The sequence below is a fragment of the Flavobacterium sp. KACC 22761 genome (assembly GCF_034058155.1).
Classification (GTDB): Bacteria; Bacteroidota; Bacteroidia; order Flavobacteriales; family Flavobacteriaceae; genus Flavobacterium.
In genome coordinates this window covers 5002670-5022039 of sequence record NZ_CP139148.1, presented here as the reverse complement: position 1 = coordinate 5022039, position 19370 = coordinate 5002670, and the positions used below count along the sequence as shown (strand labels likewise).

General features: G+C 34.9%; 14 protein-coding genes. 2 read left to right on the top strand and 12 right to left on the bottom strand.

Annotated features, from left to right (window positions below):
* Window positions 1-30 precede the first annotated feature (30 nt).
* Together SCB73_RS21100 and SCB73_RS21095 are read right to left on the bottom strand one after the other, a co-directional pair.
* Window positions 31-693, bottom strand: coding sequence for a response regulator transcription factor (locus SCB73_RS21100; RefSeq protein ID WP_320568135.1), 663 nt, complete (start codon window positions 691-693; stop codon window positions 31-33).
* 146 nt (window positions 694-839) lie between these two features.
* Window positions 840-1253 (bottom strand): DUF4293 domain-containing protein, encoded by a 414-nt coding sequence (locus SCB73_RS21095; RefSeq protein ID WP_320568134.1) that lies wholly within the window; start codon window positions 1251-1253, stop codon window positions 840-842.
* A gap of 181 nt (window positions 1254-1434) precedes the next feature.
* Here SCB73_RS21095 and rho point away from each other — a divergent pair, with 181 nt between their 5' ends.
* Entirely contained in the window at window positions 1435-3264 is a 1830-nt protein-coding gene (gene rho / locus SCB73_RS21090) for a transcription termination factor Rho (protein WP_320568133.1), read from the top strand.
* 149 nt (window positions 3265-3413) lie between these two features.
* Here the strand turns inward: rho and SCB73_RS21085 are convergent, their stop codons facing one another.
* The 6 genes from SCB73_RS21085 to SCB73_RS21060 all read right to left on the bottom strand — a co-directional run bounded on the left by SCB73_RS21085 (window position 3414) and on the right by SCB73_RS21060 (window position 9958).
* A complete protein-coding gene (locus SCB73_RS21085; protein ID WP_320568132.1) occupies window positions 3414-4430 on the bottom strand; it encodes a M28 family peptidase in 1017 nt (338 codons plus the stop codon).
* A gap of 6 nt (window positions 4431-4436) precedes the next feature.
* Window positions 4437-5465, bottom strand: coding sequence for a DUF3667 domain-containing protein (locus SCB73_RS21080; protein WP_320568131.1), 1029 nt, complete (start codon window positions 5463-5465; stop codon window positions 4437-4439).
* Window positions 5466-5508: 43 nt separating this feature from the next.
* Complete coding sequence (locus SCB73_RS21075) at window positions 5509-6282, bottom strand: dienelactone hydrolase family protein (RefSeq protein WP_320568130.1); 774 nt, start codon at window positions 6280-6282, stop codon at window positions 5509-5511.
* A 100-nt stretch (window positions 6283-6382) separates the two neighbouring features.
* Window positions 6383-8581, bottom strand: coding sequence for a penicillin acylase family protein (locus SCB73_RS21070; protein ID WP_320568129.1), 2199 nt, complete (start codon window positions 8579-8581; stop codon window positions 6383-6385).
* 2 nt (window positions 8582-8583) lie between these two features.
* Entirely contained in the window at window positions 8584-9447 is an 864-nt protein-coding gene (locus SCB73_RS21065; protein WP_320568128.1) for a cyanophycinase, read from the bottom strand.
* Between the two features lie 58 nt (window positions 9448-9505).
* Window positions 9506-9958: an Lrp/AsnC family transcriptional regulator gene (locus tag SCB73_RS21060; RefSeq protein ID WP_320568127.1), complete on the bottom strand. Its 453-nt coding sequence runs from the start codon at window positions 9956-9958 to the stop codon at window positions 9506-9508.
* 392 nt (window positions 9959-10350) lie between these two features.
* On the opposite strand from SCB73_RS21060, the gene rocD reads away from it, so the two are divergent.
* Window positions 10351-11601, top strand: a complete 1251-nt coding sequence (gene rocD / locus SCB73_RS21055; protein WP_320568126.1) for an ornithine--oxo-acid transaminase — start codon at window positions 10351-10353, stop codon at window positions 11599-11601.
* A gap of 159 nt (window positions 11602-11760) precedes the next feature.
* On the opposite strand, the gene SCB73_RS21050 is transcribed toward rocD, so the two are convergent.
* The 4 genes from SCB73_RS21050 to SCB73_RS21035 all read right to left on the bottom strand — a co-directional run bounded on the left by SCB73_RS21050 (window position 11761) and on the right by SCB73_RS21035 (window position 19365).
* Window positions 11761-13155 (bottom strand): RagB/SusD family nutrient uptake outer membrane protein, encoded by a 1395-nt coding sequence (locus SCB73_RS21050; protein ID WP_320568125.1) that lies wholly within the window; start codon window positions 13153-13155, stop codon window positions 11761-11763.
* A 10-nt stretch (window positions 13156-13165) separates the two neighbouring features.
* On the bottom strand, window positions 13166-16150 hold the full coding sequence (locus SCB73_RS21045) for a SusC/RagA family TonB-linked outer membrane protein (RefSeq protein ID WP_320568124.1): 2985 nt from the start codon (window positions 16148-16150) through the stop codon (window positions 13166-13168).
* A gap of 385 nt (window positions 16151-16535) precedes the next feature.
* On the bottom strand, window positions 16536-18461 hold the full coding sequence (locus tag SCB73_RS21040) for a family 2A encapsulin nanocompartment cargo protein cysteine desulfurase (RefSeq protein ID WP_320568123.1): 1926 nt from the start codon (window positions 18459-18461) through the stop codon (window positions 16536-16538).
* The gene (locus tag SCB73_RS21035) at window positions 18445-19365 is read right to left on the bottom strand and encodes a family 2A encapsulin nanocompartment shell protein (RefSeq protein WP_320568122.1); all 921 of its coding nucleotides are present in this window, start codon (window positions 19363-19365) and stop codon (window positions 18445-18447) included. Before SCB73_RS21035 ends, SCB73_RS21040 begins: the two co-directional genes overlap by 17 nt.
* Window positions 19366-19370 lie beyond the last annotated feature (5 nt).

The following is a 19370-nucleotide window of genomic DNA, read 5'->3' as shown; positions in this document are numbered from 1 at the left end:
ATAGTTAAAACTGATTTTTCATTCAAAGAATCACGGATTAATCAAATTGTGTTTTAAGGCATATTTAACCAGCCCAATAGTATTTTTTATCTGTAACTTTTTCATAATGTTTTTGCGATGTGTTTCGACTGTGTTTATGCTGATGAAAAGTTTTTCGCTTATTTCTTTTCCGCTGTATTCAAGTGAGATCAAAGTGATTATTTCAATCTCTCGCGCACTTAAAATCGGATTTTCGGCATGGGACTTTTTGTTTAGTTTTGGATTGTTTTGTGTAAAGCTGTTGAAGATTTTTTCTCGCACAGCATCACTAAAATACTCCTGACCTTGATGAACCGCATGAATTGCCTCGATGATATTTTCGCCTGCACATTTTTTTGTCAAATATCCTTTTGCGTTTAGTTTCATGATTTCTTTAATGATTTTTAAATCATCATAGCTAGAAAGAATTATGATTTTGCATTGGCTTTTTTGTTCCTGAAATTCTTGGAGAACTTTGATGCCGTCTTTTTCTGGCATGCTGATATCCAGAATCAAAATTTCTGCATTATTTTGAAGTACGTCATTATAAACGGTACTTCCATCTAAAGAGCTACCAACAACTTCGAAATTTTCTACGGTTTGAAGTAAATTGGTTAAGCCATCAATAAGTACTTGATGATCATCGGCAAGATGAATCCTTATTTTGGGTCTCATGATAATTTGAATTTGAAAATGCAAATTTACCTTGAAAACTTCTTTTAGGATGTACACTTTAAGTCTGATTTATAACAATATAAGGCATAAAAAAAACCCGAATAAAATTCGGGTTCTTCTTCGCACAAAAAATTAAGTTTATAGGTTTATCTCAAACGATCTACAGATTTTACAAGATCTTCGTCCTTTTTGATGGCCTTATTAGCTAAAACTAATAACACGATAGCAACAATTGGAAGAAACATCCCAATACCTTTCTCAGGAGCAGCTGTAGCTGTTCCTCCAGATAAATTTAGTGATCGATATACAAATAATCCTAATAAAATTAAATTTAATATTATGTTCAGTCTGTTCATCACAAACTGATTTTGTCTCTTTTTAAATGATATGATACTCATGATTGTGAGCATTGTGCTTAATCCTAATAATACAATGTAAACCTGATCTTGCATAAAGAAGAAAGGTTTGCCGTTTGATGACCAAAGCGGTATAAAAAACATTAAAACCCCTGTGATTACAAAGGTAAGAATTAAATATACGGTTTGAATTCGTTGTAACATAACTTGAAATTGTTTTACAAAAATATATTTTCTTTTTTTAAAATACTATTGTATGATTAAAATTTATTCGTATTATTGCATCAAAATACCGTAAGCACTTCATACTGCGGTCAATTGAAATAATTTGTCTACCTACTTTTTACAGTATTTCCTTTAAAATAATTAAATTCATAGAACATTCATGTTTGATATTTCTGCATTAAAAGAAATGAAGCTTTCTGAGCTTCAAGAAATAGCTAAGTTGGCTAAAACTATAAAGTTTAATGGTGTTAAAAAAGAAGCATTAATCACTCAGATTTTAGCGCATCAAGAAGCGACTACAGCGCCGCCAGCAACTCCTGTGGCTGAAAAGGAAACTGCAGATGAAAAACCAAAAAGAGCAAGGATAACTCCTACTAAAAAAGCAACCTCTCCCAAAAATGCTCCAGTTTTAGAATTTGATAAAGTGGAGGAAACTACAGAGACAAAAGAAACTCCTGTAGCGGCAAAACCAAAAAATCAGCCTGCTCCGAAGAATCAAACAGCAGACAAAGTTCAGGAAAGCAATGAAGAAAAACCTGTTGCAGAGAAAAAGGAGCCAAAAATTGTAAAATTTAATAAATCGGCATACGAGAAAAAGGTAGCGCTACAAAAGGAAAAAGAAGCAGTTAAAACTGCTGAAAAAGAGGTGGTTGCCGAAGAAAGTGCTGAAGTTCCTGTTGCAGCAGAAAAAACAGAAACTGCGCCTCAACCAAAAAAGATAAATCCGAATCAAAATAAAAATCAAAACCCTAACCAAAATCCGAATCAGAATCCAAACCAAAATGGAAACGGCAACGGAAATGGGAACAACGGAAATCAAAATCCAAATCATAAAAATAAAAAGAATAATAACTTCAGAGATTCTGACTTTGAGTTTGACGGAATTATTGAAAGTGAAGGTGTTCTTGAAATGATGCCAGACGGTTACGGATTTTTACGTTCATCAGATTATAATTATTTAGCTTCTCCAGATGATATTTATTTATCAACTTCACAAATCAGATTATTTGGTTTAAAAACCGGAGATACAGTAAAAGGAGTGGTTCGTCCTCCTAAAGAAGGCGAGAAGTTTTTCCCTTTAGTTCGTGTACTTAAAATTAATGGTCACGATCCGCAAGTAGTTCGTGATAGAGTTTCTTTTGAACACTTGACACCAGTTTTTCCTTCTGAAAAATTCAAATTAGCCGAAAAAGGCAGTTCTATATCAACGCGTATTATCGATTTGTTTTCTCCAATAGGAAAAGGACAACGTGGAATGATCGTTGCACAACCTAAAACGGGTAAAACAATGCTTTTGAAAGATATTGCAAACGCAATTGCGGCAAATCATCCGGAGGTTTATCTAATTGTTTTATTGATCGATGAGCGTCCTGAAGAGGTTACTGATATGCAAAGAAGTGTTCGTGGGGAAGTTATCGCTTCTACTTTTGATAGAGAGCCTCAAGAACACGTGAAAATTGCTAATATCGTTCTTGAAAAATCAAAACGTTTAGTAGAATGTGGCCATGATGTTGTGATTCTTTTAGATTCTATTACACGTTTAGCGAGAGCTTACAATACAGTGCAACCGGCTTCTGGAAAAGTATTAAGTGGTGGTGTCGATGCGAATGCATTGCAAAAGCCAAAACGTTTCTTTGGAGCGGCTAGAAATGTTGAAAATGGAGGTTCGTTAAGTATCATTGCAACGGCATTGACTGAAACAGGTTCTAAAATGGACGAGGTAATCTTCGAAGAATTTAAAGGAACGGGTAATATGGAATTACAATTAGATCGTAAGATAGCCAATAAACGTATTTTCCCTGCAATCGATCTTACATCATCAAGTACACGTCGTGACGACTTGTTATTAGACGAAAAGACATTGCAAAGAATGTGGATCATGCGCAAATACTTATCAGATATGAACCCAGTAGAATCTATGGATTTTGTAAACGATCGCTTCAAGAAAACAAGAAACAACGAAGAGTTTTTGATTTCGATGAATGATTAAATGAAGTTGCTAAGATGCTAAGGTTCTAAGTGGCTAAGTTTTTTTTCTTTGATTTGAAATTAATTGAAATAAAAAAGGGATGAGTTTTTAAACTCATCCCTTTTTCTTTATCTCAGAATCTTAGTATCTTAGAACCTTACCATCTTAGATTATTTCTTATCAACTACCGGTCTGTTTTCTCTATTTGCTAAATCCCAAGCAACTACGAAAGCCAATTGAGCTCTTTTTGCTAAAGCATCGTACTCGATTTTTTCTGGAGTATCATCTTTTCCATGGTAATCTGCGTGAACTCCGTTGAAGAAGAAAACAGATGGAATACCGTGTTTTGCAAAGTTGTAGTGGTCAGAACGCTCATAGAAATGATTCGGATCTTTAGGATCGTTGAATTTGAAATCCAAGTCCATTTTTACATATTTGTCATTTTGAGCCACAACAGTATTGTGCAATTCGCTTGATAATCTATCTGCTCCAATTACATATACATAATTGTTTGTATTTGTGTGCTCAACATCGCGACGACCAATCATATCAATGTTGATGTCTGTAATGGTATTGGCAATTGGGAATAATGGGTTTTCAGAATAGAAACGAGATCCGTGTAAACCGTGCTCTTCACCTGTTACGTGAAGGAATAAAATAGAACGTTTTGGTCCGTGTCCTTCTTTTTTAGCTTTAGCAAAAGCTTTTGCAATTTCCATAACAGCAACAGTTCCTGAGCCATCATCGTCCGCTCCGTTGTACACTTCTCCGTCTTTAATTCCTACGTGGTCATAATGAGCAGAAATAACCAAAACTTCATCTGGTTTTTCAGATCCTTCGATGTATGCCCAGATGTTTTCTGAATCTGGCAGATTTTCATTGCGTCTTGCATTTAAAAATGATGCCGGAATATGCTGGTAGTAATCCGTTGCTCCTTTCGGGAACGAGATTTTATTTTTTTTGTATTGCTCGATCATGTAAAGCCCCGCTTTCTTTTGTCCTTTCGAACCAGTTTCGCGACCTTCCATTTCATCAGAGGCAACAACATAAAGCATTTTTTTTAAGTCTTTTGCCGTGATCGCATTCATGTATTTTGTTGGGTCTGAGTTGTCTTTTGAAGCAACTGACTGTGCATTTTTACATGAAAACGCCGAAGCAATTAATAACAGAATTACAATTTTTTTCATTTTCGGTTAGTGTAAATTAATGAATATGTATAAAACATAGAATATGAGTAAAAATAGAATAAAAAGCGAATTTATAACAAAAAGAAATGCACTTTTAACAAATGAAACAAATCGGCTTTCTCCATAAAATCGGTGATGAGCTGGATAAAAATAGTAACACATCCAAACAATTCCCACAAAGTTGATGAGGTTTGCTACAGCTGAAATTGGACCATTTCCTTCAAATATTCCAGCTATTTTGTTGACAATAAATAAAATGAGGAATATCAAAAGCAAAAATGAAAAATAATGAAGCGTGAAAATTCCGTGATCAAAATAATACCATCTTTTTTTGCTATGAAAAATCCATAAGAAAAAGGCAAAAAATGGCATTATAATAAATAGTATTTTCGGAATATTATGAATGAAAGATTCTATGAATTTTTCTATAATTTCTTTCTTTGTATTGTTTTCGGTGACATGTGTCGCTTTTTCATAGACCCAATATTCAAAATCAGAAAGTTTTTCATTTTCTTTGCCAAATTTTTGAATGGAGTCGATCTCTTTCATTGTTTTCAACTGAAAATAAGACTTGTCCAATGTTTTTGACTTGATATAGGACTTTTCTTTCCAGTTTTTTTCTTTCCCATCTTTTTCTTTTTCGTCTTTTTCTTTTGTATTTGTATTTTCGAAATTGGATGTGATTTCCTTGTCACTTTTCGTAAGCTCTTCACCGACATGATTTGGAAATAATGCAATTAAAAGAAAGGTAATAAAACTGATAAAAATATAAAGACGTACTGGCGCTAAATACGACAATCTTTTTCCTGAAAGATATTCCTTAGTTAAAGTGGAAGGCTTTAAAAGTAAGTTTTTAATCGTTTTCCAAAAAGCATTTTCATAATGCGTTAAATCTTCAAAAAAATGAACGAATAGATGATGGAAAGTTTTGCGCGTATCGCTGTTTTCCTGTCCGCAGTTTGGACAAAACTTTTGCTCGACTACATGCCTGCAGTTTAGGCAGGTTTTGTCTTCTCTAATTTTGTTATGTGACATTGGTTAATGTTGTTGATTTGGTGTTTTTTGGTTCGTTAAAGATTTATTTTTTTAGGACTTCATTCAAGAAAAGAAGCAAATGATCAAAAGATCTTTTTGCGGCTACAGCATTATAGGCTGCACCTTTTGAATTGTCATTTCCTGCTTCTGGATTTGTAAATGAGTGAACAGAATTTGCATAATAAATCATTTGCCAATCGGCTTTTGAATCACGCATTTCTTGTTGAAAAGCAGTGATTTCTTCTTTTGGAACAAATGGATCATCCGCGCCATGGCAAACCAAAACTTTAGCAGTAATAGGTTCTGTAGGTCTTTTGGCATCTTTGCCTAAGCCTCCGTGAAAAGAAACAACTCCTTTTACATTCAAATGTCCGCGTGCAGCTTCAAGAACTCCTGTTCCGCCAAAACAATAACCAATTACTACAATATTATCAGCATTTGCCCCAGATTTGATTAATTCCTGCAAGGCAACGTTGATTCTTTTTTGATACGCCTCGTAATTGGTTTTATAAAAACCTGCTTGTTTTCCTGCTTCAGAAGTATTTTTAGGATAGTTGCCTTCGCCATAAATGTCTGCGATAAAAACATGATAACCTAGTTTTGATAAGTCTTCAGCATATTTTTTAGAAGCAGTATCGATTCCCAGCCATGCTGGAAGCAACAAAATACCTGGATTGTTGCTGCTTTTTTTGGCAGGTTTGATCGATAATCCGTTTAATGCTTGGCTTCCGTCAGCATATTTTACGGATTTTAATTGTGCGCTTATAGTGTTAGAAAACAGAATAGTAGCAAAGATAAAGAGAAATGGATTTTTCATTTGTTTTACAATTTTAAACAAATATCAGAAATATTCTCTTATAAAAAAACCTCAGAAGAAAGTTCTTCCAAGGTTTGTAAAAAGTGTTTTTTTAACGGAATTATTCTCCCGGATGATATGTTTTTTCGGCATTTTTAAGGACATCTTCTTTGTAAAACAGAACCTCTTTAAACTGTCCTTTTTGATACATTTCGGCTTGATCGGTGAAATGTTTTGAGTTTGCATCTCCGCTATTACCGCCGGCTAATAATGATTTTGCTTTAATTTTTGGGCCAAATTCAACTGCGCAGATAAAACTGTTTCCATTATAACCATAACGCTTTTTTGAATTGTTTTGGTAACTGCTTTTGAAAGAAGGCAAACTTCCCCAAGAGCCAGGGCCGTAACCAATAGGTAAACTAGGTTTGTTATCATCATATTTTAAATCAATATCGCCACTAGAACGCTGAAAACGGTTGATTTCGCCCCAAGCCACTTGCCAAGTTCCAAATTTTGTTTCCAATTCTTTCAAAACAGTTTGCAATTGCGGAATCATTTGGTCAGCCGTAGCATTTTTTGCAAAATTCTTCGTGTTTTCAACTTGATCTTTTTCGCCTTCGTCAACATAAGCTTTCAAAATAATTGGGTTTAATTTATATGCCCATTCAACGGCTAGTGTGGTTGCAACAGAATTTTCTTTGGCATAATAATCCCAATTTTTTAATAGTGCAATTGGTTCTTTTAAAGTTGCAAATTCTGGAGATTCTGGTTTTACATTCTTTTCAAAAACATTTACTAAACTCGGAATCAAGATTTCGAAAATGGATAATTTCGAATCATAACCATCAGCTATTACTTTGTCTAAAGTGTAATTGCTTCCTTTGCTGAAAATTCTAACGGCGTTCACGCCTCTGAAATTTTCTCCATCTGGCGCCATGTATGGAATATAATCTGATTTTTTAGGACTGTTTTCTCCAGCAACAGAAAAAGGACTGGAGTTGCAGTTTTGCAACCAGCCATTAACCGGATTGTAAACATGAACAGTTTCATCAACCTCATGCAGTCCTTTCCATTGCGTTGCAGATGTTGAGCCATCAACGACTTTTGACCAATTTAATTTTTTATCACGAATCGGAATAAAATTCCCATGCCAATAGGCAATGTTTCCTTTGTTGTCTGCATAAACCGTATTGTTTGAGGTATTGGCTTTTAAATCCATTGCTTTTTTGTAATCCTCAAAACTCTTCGATTTTGTTCGAACCCAACTCTGAATCAAACTTGGCATCGATCTATTATTCGATTTTAAGCTGATCCATTTTCCGTCACGTTTCGCCATAATCGGGCCGTTGTTAGTAAAATAGGTTTTGAATTTTTTCGGAATCAATTTTCCATTTTCTTTATAATTGATCGTGATTTCTTTCTCGATTACAGGTAAAAGCTTGTTGTCAAATTCATAAAATAATTTTCCTTTTTTGTCGACGATTTTTTCGGCATACATATCGGCTACATCCACATTTGATGACGTATGCATCCAACCACAATTTTCGTTGAAGCCTTGATAAATAAAGAATTGTCCCCAAGTTACCGCACCGTAAACATTCAAGCCTTCTTCGCTCGTCATTTGTACTTCGGGTCTAAAATAAAAAGTGGTATGTGGATTTATGTAAAGAATCGCATTTCCGTCAGCGGTTTTTGATGGAGCAAATGCAAATCCGTTTGAGCCGGTCTGAACGTATTTTTCTCTTTCTACGTAAGCCACTTTATCATTATTTCCAGAATAAAAAGCTTTTAATTCGGCTGTTGAAAGATCTGCAGTGCTAATGGCGCCTATACTTCCGTCAGTCCAAAGTAATGGAAACCATGGTTCAAAATGTGTTAAAAGTGCTGGTTTTACTTCTGGATGTTTGTACAAATAAAAGTTGATCGCATCTGCATAACTGTTCAAAAGCTTTTTGAGCCATTCTGGAGCTTTTTTATAATCGGATTTAGCTTCGTTTACATCGATTAACAGTTTAATTTCTAAATCATTATACAAAACTGATTGTCCTTTTATTTCAGAAAGTCGTCCCAGTTTTTCAATGTAATTCATCTCAATTCTCTTAAAATCATCTTCGCATTGAGCGTATAGTAATCCAAAAACAGCATCGGCATCCGTTTTTCCATAAACATGCGGAATTCCCCAATTATCCCTAATAATGGTAACTTTTTTGGCGAGATTTTCTAATCGGGCAATCTCTTTTGTATTAATTTTTTGTGCCGAAATTTGAAAACTCAGACAAATGAAAAAGAAGGATTTTAATAGTTTAGGATAATTATGCATGCTTATTTGATTTTAAATTTTTGTCCAGCCGTATAAATGCTCATTTGCAGATTTTCGATGGATATAAGATTGTTTTTCGTGGATTTTAAAATCCCTTTTGGATTACGAACAACAATGACTTCACTTTCTCCCGCAACTTCAACTTCATTATTTCGAACGATAATTGCTGTCGCTTCATCAATTCCAATTCCGGTCAAATTTGGAAATTCGACTAAAGCAGAAATTAATCTGTTGTAACGGTTTCTTTTTAAAAAATGCTGATCGATTACGGCAGTTTTCAATAAGCCTAAACCTTCAGCAGTTTCCAGATTATCGTAACGAATATTATCAAAAGTTCCGGTATATTCTTTTTCTAATTTTTGGTTTCCAGTAATCATTTTTTCAGACATAACGGCCGCTCCGGCGCTGGTTCCAGAAATTATGCTTCCGTTTTCATAAGCTTTTTGAATCGCCGTTTTTATAGGAGTATTATGAGCCACAGTCATAAAACGAGTTTGATCGCCTCCACTTATGAAAATCAGTTTTGCTTTTTGAACAGAATCTGTCAGTTTTTTATTTTGGGCAGTTTCTTTATTGAAATTCAGCATTACAATTGGGTTTTGCGTCAATTTCACCATTTGTTTTTTAAAGAAAATAAAAGAGCTGTCAGGTTCTTCACTTGACATAGGCAAAACCACGATATAATCTTTTTTTCCTAATTCGGCTACAGCCAAAACTTGTTTCATTAATTCGTCAGAGCGGTCGCCTCCACCAATGATGAATAATTTCCCTTTTGGATTTTGAGCCTGCAACAAATAAGTTGAAAATAATAAGAAAAGGATAATTATTTTCTGAATTTGAAATTTAGAAAGCAACTTGTTTTTCATGGTTTATCGTTTAATGAGGTGAGTTATCGTAAAAACTTTAGAAGCCAAAACAGAAGATTTATAGTGAAATATTTCTTTTAAAAGCACAACCTAATTCTATAATCGAATCAGTTTTAGCAATTCCGGGAATGTTGTCGATTTTCTCGTAAAGAATTTTTCGCATGTGTTCGTGGTTTTTTGCCACAATTTTTATGTAAAGCGTGAAAGAACCTGTAACATAGTAGCATTCTGTAATTTCAGGAATTTTTTTCATTTCTTCGATAATTCGGTCAGAATCAGAATCTTTATTTAATGTGATTCCGGTAAAAGATGCCCAATCAAAGCCGATATTTTTTTCTTGAATAATGGGTTTAATTCCACCAATAACCCCTTGTTCGATCATTCGGTTTACACGCTGATGCACCATTGTGTTTGAAATTTTCAAATTGGTTGCAATGGCAGAAAAAGCCATTCTTCCATCTTTTTCTAATTCTTTCAGTATTTTAATATCGAATTCGTCTAAAATATCCATTCTTTGTTTTTTATTATTTAGTCCCTATGGGACATTTTGATTATGATCTATTTTTTTTCTACCAATATTAAACCCCTATCGGGGTATTTAAAAAGAAATCAATGTTCCGCAATTCAATCTCGTAGAGATGAAATATCGGTAGAAAAATATATGAATTCACCTATTTTGTCCCGTAGGGACTTTACCATTACGAAATCAAACTGATTGATAAAAGTAACATTTTTTTTCAATAATCAGGAATAAAATTGAAATATTGATATGTGAATTTGATTTTAAAATCGTTTTTAAAAAGCAAATTTGACTTATTTTTGTGAAATATAAATTTAATTTTTACTTTTTTGTATTGTATTTGAGTTTTTTTGATATTTTTGTGTTTGAAAAAATAACATATTATGACACATACAGAAAACATACTTTCATCAAAATCTGAAGTTTTGATCGAAAAAGAGAATAAATACGGAGCTCATAATTATCATCCGCTTCCTGTGGTTTTAGAAAGAGGTGAAGGAGTATATGTATGGGATGTTGACGGAAAAAAATATTTTGATTTCCTATCGGCTTATTCTGCTGTGAATCAAGGTCACTGTCATCCAAAAATTGTAAAAGCAATGGTGGATCAGGCGCAAAAACTGACTTTGACTTCTCGCGCTTTTTACAATGATAAATTAGGAAATTACGAGGAATATATTACGAAATATTTTGGTTTTGATAAAGTTCTTCCAATGAATACTGGTGCTGAAGCTGTTGAAACCGCACTTAAAATATGCAGAAAATGGGCTTATGAAGTAAAAGGAATTCCTGAGAATCAAGCGCAAGTGATTGTGTGTGAAAACAATTTTCATGGAAGAACCACTACAATCATTTCATTTTCAAATGATGAAACGGCGCGTAAAAACTTCGGACCATTTACTGATGGATTTATAAAAATTGAATACGATAATCTTGAAGCTCTTGAAAAAGCTTTGGAATCATCCAAAAATATTGCTGGATTTTTAGTTGAACCAATTCAGGGCGAAGCTGGAGTTTATGTTCCGTCAGAAGGTTATTTGGCGAAAGCAAAATCATTGTGCGAAAAACATAATGTTTTGTTTATTGCCGATGAAGTTCAAACTGGAATTGCGCGTACAGGAAAATTATTGGCAGTTCACCACGAAAATGTACAACCTGATGTTTTGATTTTAGGAAAAGCAATTTCAGGTGGTGTTTATCCGGTTTCGGCAGTTTTGACGAATAACGAAATCATGAATGTGATTAAACCGGGTCAACACGGATCTACTTTTGGTGGAAATCCTGTTGCGGCAGCGGTGGCGATTGCGGCTCTGGAAGTTGTAAAAGAAGAAAAACTAGCTGAAAATGCAGAATATCTTGGTGCAATTTTGAGAAAAGGTTTAAATGAAATTGCCGAAAGAAATGATTTGATTAAGTTGGTTCGTGGAAAAGGACTTTTGAATGCAATTGTAATCAATAGCGATGAAGAGTCTGATTTGGCTTGGGAAATCTGCTTGAAATTTAGAGACAACGGATTATTGGCAAAACCAACCCACGGAAATAAAATTAGATTTGCGCCGCCATTGGTAATGACTGAGACTCAAATTCAGGAATGTCTTGAAATTATTGAGAAATCTTTGAATGAGTTTAAGTAAAAGATTATAAGTTGCTAAGATACTAAGTTGCTAAGACTCTTAGATTTTTATTAGAAAGGTTCAAAGATTTATAGAATAACTATAAATCTTTGAACCTTTTTTTATGTTCAAAAAAAACTCAGAACCTTAGCGTCTTAGTATCTTAGAATCTTAAAAAAATTAGCTTCCATAACCTGGATTTTGAGTAATTTTTTTGTTTGCATCCATTTCTTTAAGAGGAATAGGGAATACCAATCTATTTGCGTCATACGGAATCAAATCTGAACCATCTCCATCAGTACTGATATCAATAGATTGTTTTGTTCTGCGGATGTCGTGAATTAAAAACCCTTCCATTCCTAATTCTAATTGGCGCTCTAACAAAATATCATCAACAGTTACGGTTGTCAATTCATCAGCGTTTGCTCTTGAACGAATAATATTGATATCGTCAAGCGGTGTATTTCCAACGGCAGTTCCTGCACGTAAATTGCTTTCGGCTCGTATTAAATACATTTCAGCTAAACGAATAAGCGGCACATCTCCAAACTGATCTGTAAATTTAGAAGTCAAAAGTCTTCCGTTATCGTCATTAACATAATTGAAAACTGCTCTATCGTCAGGATCGCTGAATTTAGCTAAATAAGCGTTTCTGATAGAGAAATCTCCACCACGGCCTCCATTTCCTTCAGAAGCGTAAAAAGTCACCATATCATTCAAACCGGTTTGTTTTGTAATTTGAATGGCAAAAACATCTTCTGGTTTGTCTGTATCATGATTGAATGCATCAGCATATTTTGCAGATAATGCATGGCCACTATTTTCTATAACGTCATTTGCTGCATCTCTTGCTGCGGCGTAATTTTGCTGTTGCAGATAAACTCTTGCTAGCAAAGCCTTAGCTGAATATTTGTCGGCATAAAAACCGTTTTCTTCAGGAAGATTAGTATAAGCCAAGTTTAATCCATCAATAATTACTTTATAAACTTCATCGACAGTGCTTCTTTCTTTTGAAAGATCTGCACTAAAATCATAAATAGCATTAGGCCTGATAACAACTCCCAATTGAGAGTTAGCTTGTCCAGCTACATAAGGTTTTGCAAAAAATCGAACCAAGTCAAAATAAGCTAATGATCTTAAAAAATTTGCTTCTCCAATCATAACAGCTTGTTTGCCCGGATCTTTTACTTTGTCAATGTTTTCAATAACAGTATTTGCAGCATTGATCATTGAATAAAGTCTAGAATATGTTCCTTCAATAATTACGTTGTTAGACACCATTGTCTTAAGGTACATTTGTCTAAGCTCGCCATAAGTTCCTCTCCATCTTAAGTCGGTAGTGCTTAATGTACCTGTCACGCCAAGTAAATCAGCATAAAGCAAAACTCTTCCGCCGTAACCATTTCCGTTTGCGGCAATCGCATAAGTTCCTGTTAGTATATTTGTAATACCTTCCTCGGTACTCAATGTAACCGATGCATCTTCAGCCTGCTTAGGGTCTAAATTTAATTGATCTTCACAGCTTGTAAAAAAGACTGCGAAAATTATAAGTAAGATTAATTTATTTGCTTTCATTTTGTTCTTTTTAAAAATTAATATTTACTCCAATTGCCATAGTTCTTGCAGGCGGCGCAGAGTAAAAATCCTCTCCAATTCCTGAGTCATCTCTTCTTGCTTCTGGATCTGTTCCTTCATAATTTGTAAAAGTAAGCAAGTTTACAGCTGTAAAATAAATTCTTAAATTACTCATTCCTGCTTTTTGTACAGTTTCTTTAGGTAATGAATAACCTAGTGTAACGTTGCGTAAACGAATAAAATCGGCTTTGTCTAGATAACGAGTGGATTCCTGTGTTCCGTTTGAACCTCCAAATCTAGCTTGAGGCACATTTGTGATATCGCCTGGATTTTGCCAACGATTTAGCTGATCTGCGGTTTGGTTGTCAAAATAATCTGCAGCAGTCGACATATAAATTCCTGCCGAGTTGTAAATGCTCGCTCCCCATTCGCCTTGAAAGGTAAAGTTAAAGTCAAAATTTTTATAATTCATCGTATTGGTCAATCCAGACATTAAAGTTGGGAAAGGATTTCCGGCAACGATTCTTTTAGCTTCGCTGTAATCGTTAGTAGTGCTTTTATCAAGATTTCCGTCAGCATTTACAGTGTTTTTTACAAAAAGAGCATCTCCATTTGCAGGATCAACGCCCGCGTATTCAACTAAATAAAATGATGAAATGTTTTCCCCAACACGGTTGATGTTATAATTGCTAATCACATCAGTATTATTATTTGGAAGTGATTTTACTTTCGATTGGTTTGTTGTCAGGTTGAAACTAGTTGTCCATTTGAATTTTTCTGTTTCAACATTTTTTGTGTTCAAAGTAAATTCAAATCCGTTGCTTTTTATTTCTCCAATGTTTGTATTGATTGATGTAGCACCAGAGCTTAAAGCCAAAGGTTTTGCAAAAAGAAGACCATCAGTACGTTTATCATAATAATCTACTTCCAAATTAATTTTGTTGATGAAACCAACTTCAACTCCAACATCTGTTTGAGATGATTTTTCCCAAGTAAGATTATCATTTCCAGCTTGGCTAAAAGTCAATCCCGATTTTAAGTTGTAAGAGCTAGGTCTGTACAATTGGCGTGACGCAAAGTTACCTACTTCTGCATTTCCAACTTGACCCCAGCTAGCTTTTAATTTTAAATAACTTAAAACAGTATTGTCTTTCAAGAATTCTTCCTGCGACATAACCCAACCGGCAGAAAATGCAGGGAAAACCGCAAATCTTTCATTTTTTCCAAAACGAGATGATCCATCACGACGGATACTTGCTTTGAAAAGATACTTGTTTTTGAAGCTATAATTGAAACGCCCGAATTGAGAAACAAAGGCATAGTCTGTTTCAGAACCATGTCCTTCATTAACTTCTGCACCACCATCAACAGTATGAAAATTGTCATTTGGAAAATAAATACTGTTTACGTCTTGGTATCTTCTGTTGTATTTGTTGAATTCCATACCGGCAACAGCATTGATAGTATGGTTTTCAGCAAAAGTAAGGTCATATGTAAAGTAATTACTAAAAATATAGCTTTCAGTATTTACAGAACTTGCAAATACAGCTCCGTCAGTTGCCATAAAAGGAGCATTTTTGCCTTGCCAATAATCCTCGGTCTGAGTCAGTAAGTCATAAGCAAAATCAGAATTGAATTTCAATCCTTTTACCAGTTTTAATTCTCCGAATATTTTTCCTGTAACTCTTCTCATAATAGTTTTCCAAGAAGTATTGTCTTTTGCCAATAAATAATTGACATACTCCGTATTTGGATTTGGAGTACCATCGTCTAATCTTGCTTGCGAAATTGGAGCCTGAGCAAGAGATTGCATAGGAGTAGAGAATGAATTGTCATCTTGAACCCTATTGATAACTGATCTTGAGAAACCAATATTCATTCCGGCTGTAAAATGGTCTGTAATTTTATGAGATACGTTTGATCTCGCCGTTATTCTTTCTAAATCATTGCTGTCAACAATTCCCGTAGTATTGTTGTAAGCTCCTGCAAAGAAATATTTTGTTTTATCATCACCTCCAGATACAGAAAAATCGGCATCAGTAGTGTAACCTGTACGCAAAGCGATATCTTGCCAATTCGTATCGATTTCTCCGTTTCGCCAATCTGTTCCTTGAGATAAATAGTCCAATTCATCTTCAACAGATTCTAAATCATCAACATTTCGTCCAGCTTCTTGCAATAATTCAACATATTGCTTTGCATTCAGGAATTTTTTAGTGTGAGTGGCTTCACTGATACCTTGAGAGAAGTTTAAAGAGAAATTTCCTTTTCCTTCTTTACCTTTTTTAGTTGTAATGATGACAACTCCATTAGCTCCACGAGCTCCATAAATTGCCGCAGAAGAAGCATCTTTTAAAACGTCAATTGATTCGATTTCGTTAGGGCTTAATGTCAACAATGGATTTGTTGGTGCTCCATTGCTAGATTCGTCATCTGTAATAAGCGGAATCCCATCTAAAACATACAAAGGCTGTGTGCTAGCGCTAATACTCGCAGCTCCGCGAACTCTAATGTTCATTCCTCCTTCAACTTTACCATTTGTTTGTGTAATTTGTACTCCGGCTAGTTTACCTACTAACGCATTTTGTACGTTTGCAACAGGTACTTGTTGAATATCTTTTGCTGTTACACGAGCTATATTATCAGTTAAATTCTTTTTTGATTGTGTACCGTAACCTACCACAAGAACGGCTTCAAGTTCATTTTGCGTTTCAACCATTTTGATTGTCATAGCATTTGAGGCTTTTACCTCGACAGTAGCAAAACTAACATAACTGGCAACTAAAACATCGCCAGTATTGGCTTGAATTTTAAAATTTCCATCAAAATCAGTCTGAGTGCTGATTTTTGTTCCTTTTAATACAATATTTACTCCTGGAATAGGAACTCCCTTACTGTCTGTTACGGTTCCAGAAATTGACCCTCCTTGAGCCACAGCTATTTGCACGCTTAAAACGAGCATTAGCCACAAAAAATGCTTTAAATTAATTTTCATTTTTTATAGTGTTTGAATTAGTTCTTTCAAATATCTTAAATTAATGTTAAGCAAAAGCTTGTTTTTAACATTAAATATAACATTATTATTTATTTTTGTATTATTTATAACATTTGAAGCCTAAAAAGCTTGAATTTGTAAAAAAGGATGTAATAAATTGATTAATTTTTAAACGAAACTTTTTATTTTGTGTGATAAATGAATTGAATTAACATAAATTCAGCTAAAAAATGTGTTTTTTCTAACAAAATGTGAAATAAATCCCTGCTAGTGGAAATTTTAAAGTAAAAAAGCGACTGTTCAGGAAAACAGTCGCTTTGGATTATAATTACTCAAAATATCAAAAAAAAGTAATTATTATTGTTGAGAAGCTATTCTCAATATTTTAGAATTTAACTTTTTTAAGTTCCCATAAGGTTCTGATAAAAGTATCGACATCTTGTGTCGTATTATAAAATGCTAAAGAAGGTCGAACTGTAGTTTCAACTCCCATTCTACGCAAAATTGGTTGTGCACAATGATGTCCGGTTCGAACTGCGACACCTTCTTTGTTTAAAGCTTGACCAACTTGATCGTTTGTATAACCTTGCAAATTAAAAGATAATACACTCGCTTTTTCTTTTGCTGTGCCAATCAATCTGACACCCGGAATTTCTTTCAGCTGTCTTGTTGCATATTCAAGCAAATAATGCTCATATTGTCCAATTGCCTCAATTCCAAGTTTTGTTACGTAATCAATTGCTGCGCCAAGACCAATTGCATCGGCAATATTTCCCGTTCCAGCTTCAAAACGATTGGGTGCTTTGTGGTATTTTATTTCCTCAAAAGTTACATCCTGAATCATGTTTCCGCCAGATTGATACGGTTGCATTTCGTTCAATAAATCTTCTTTTCCGTATAACGCTCCAATTCCCGTTGGGCCAAAAAGTTTATGTCCTGAAAATACCAGCCAATCGGGATTCAAATCCTGAACATCAACTTTCATGTGTGAAACAGATTGTGCTCCGTCAATTAAAACTTTTGCACCTGTAGCATGAGCCATTTCGGTTATTTTTTTGGCGGGAGTTATTGTTCCCAAAGCATTTGAAACTTGTGTAAAAGCAACCAATCGCGTTTTTGAATTCAACAGTTTTTCATATTCGTCGAGCAAAATCTGACCATCATCGTCGACTGGAATTACGCGAAGTTTTAATCCTTTTTTATCAGCCAATCTTTTCCACGGAACAATGTTCGCATGATGTTCTAAATTGCTGACAATAATTTCGTCTCCAGAATTTAAATTTTGATCGCCCCAAGTCGAAGCGACAAGATTTATTCCTTCAGTAGCACCACGAACAAAAACAATTTCGTTTACAGATGAAGCATTCAAAAAGGTTTTTACTTTTTCGCGAGCGGCTTCATAAGCATCAGAAGCACGTGCTGCCAATTCATGCGCTGCACGATGAATGTTTGAATTTTCATGTTCATAGAAATATGCAATTCGATCAATAACCGATTTTGGTTTTTGAGTAGTTGCCGCATTATCAAACCAAACTAAAGGTTTTCCGTTTACGGTTTCATTCAGAATTGGAAAATCTTTTTTGATTAATTCGGCATTGAAATGTGAGCTTGTACTGCCACTTAATGGATTTGTTCCCAAAGAACTTCCTACAATCGCATTTGTATTTTTTGAATAAGCGAACGGATTCTGCTCTAAAAAATAATACGAATTTTCATTTCCGCTTGACGGAAAATCAGATCTTTTTCGGAAAAAAGTATCCACACTTTCTAAGGCCGCTTTTAATTCATTTTCAAAAGAAGAATTTTCACTCTGAAAAGGCAAATACTGATCGTTTAAAAGCAACGACGAAAACAAAGATTCCTCCTTAAGCTGAGGAGCGTCGCTGTTTTTTAAATTGATATCATGAAAACCTGTTTGCGGATTATTAATGTTTAAACCGTTGTCATCGTGAATGCTGTCAAAAGAATTTTCTTTTTGTGGAGAAAATCCAGCGCCAGCATTTGGATACAAAACCGAAGCGCCTGTATTTCCATAATTTGCTACAGATGGAGAAACTCCAAAACCGCTGAAAGAATGTTGTACAGGCAAAACATGTGACGGACTATAAGCAGGAAATGCATTTATTGAATTTACATTTCCGGCCTCCAGCAGTGTTTCTGCAATTTTTGTAGCCCGCGGATGTTCGTTTTTGTCTGGACTCAATGAGATTTCCTTTGGAAATTCGTTGGGCAAAGTACTGAACAGTTCGTTGGCTAATTTTTGCAGCTCGTCAATGTTTGGCAAACCGTTTATGTTAGTATTTGTATTCATGATACTTTCCTATTTCGACATCCTCTAAAACAGCGATGGCATCATCAACCAAAATGGCTAAAGAACAATAAAGTGAAACTAGGTAAGAAGCAATCGCTTTTTCATTAATTCCCATAAAACGAACAGATAATCCTGGAGATTGTTCGCCTTGTAATCCCGGCTGAATCAGTCCAATTACGCCTTGACGGCTTTCACCCGTACGTAATAAAATGATTTTTGATTTTCCTTTTACGATTGGCAATTTATCTGATGGAATAAGCGGAATTCCTCTCCACGTCAAAAATTGAGAACCAAATAATGATACAGTTGGCGGTGGAACTCCTCTGCGCGTACATTCGCGTCCAAAAGCGGCAATCGCCAACGGATGAAGCAAAAAGAAACCTGGTTCTTTCCAGACTTTTGTCAGCAATTCGTCTAAATCATCTGGAGTTGGTGCGCCTGTGCGGGTTTTTATGATTTGCGAGGGAGCAACGTTGCTCAATAATCCGTAATCTTTGTTGTTGATTAATTCACTTTCCTGACGTTCTTTAATAGTTTCTATTGCCAAACGTAGCTGTTCAGAAATTTGATTATAAGGCTTACTGTACAAGTCAGAAACTCGAGTGTGAACTTCTACAATAGTCTGAACGGCGGCAAGATTGTACTCTCTTGGATTTTCGATATAATCAACAAAAGTGTTTGGTAAAACTCTTTCGTCGCGTGCAGAACAATCGACTTCAATGTGGTTGGCATTTTTTACTTTGTTCAAACGAAAAACTCCCGATTCTACAGGTGTCCAATGCAAAAGATGCGTTAGCCAGCGTGGAGAAGTGGTTCCAATTTGGGGTACGGTACGTGTTGCAATCGCGAGTTGTCTTGCTGCAACATCGCCTAATGCGGTCTGTTGTTGTTTAGATTCTGCCATTTTTT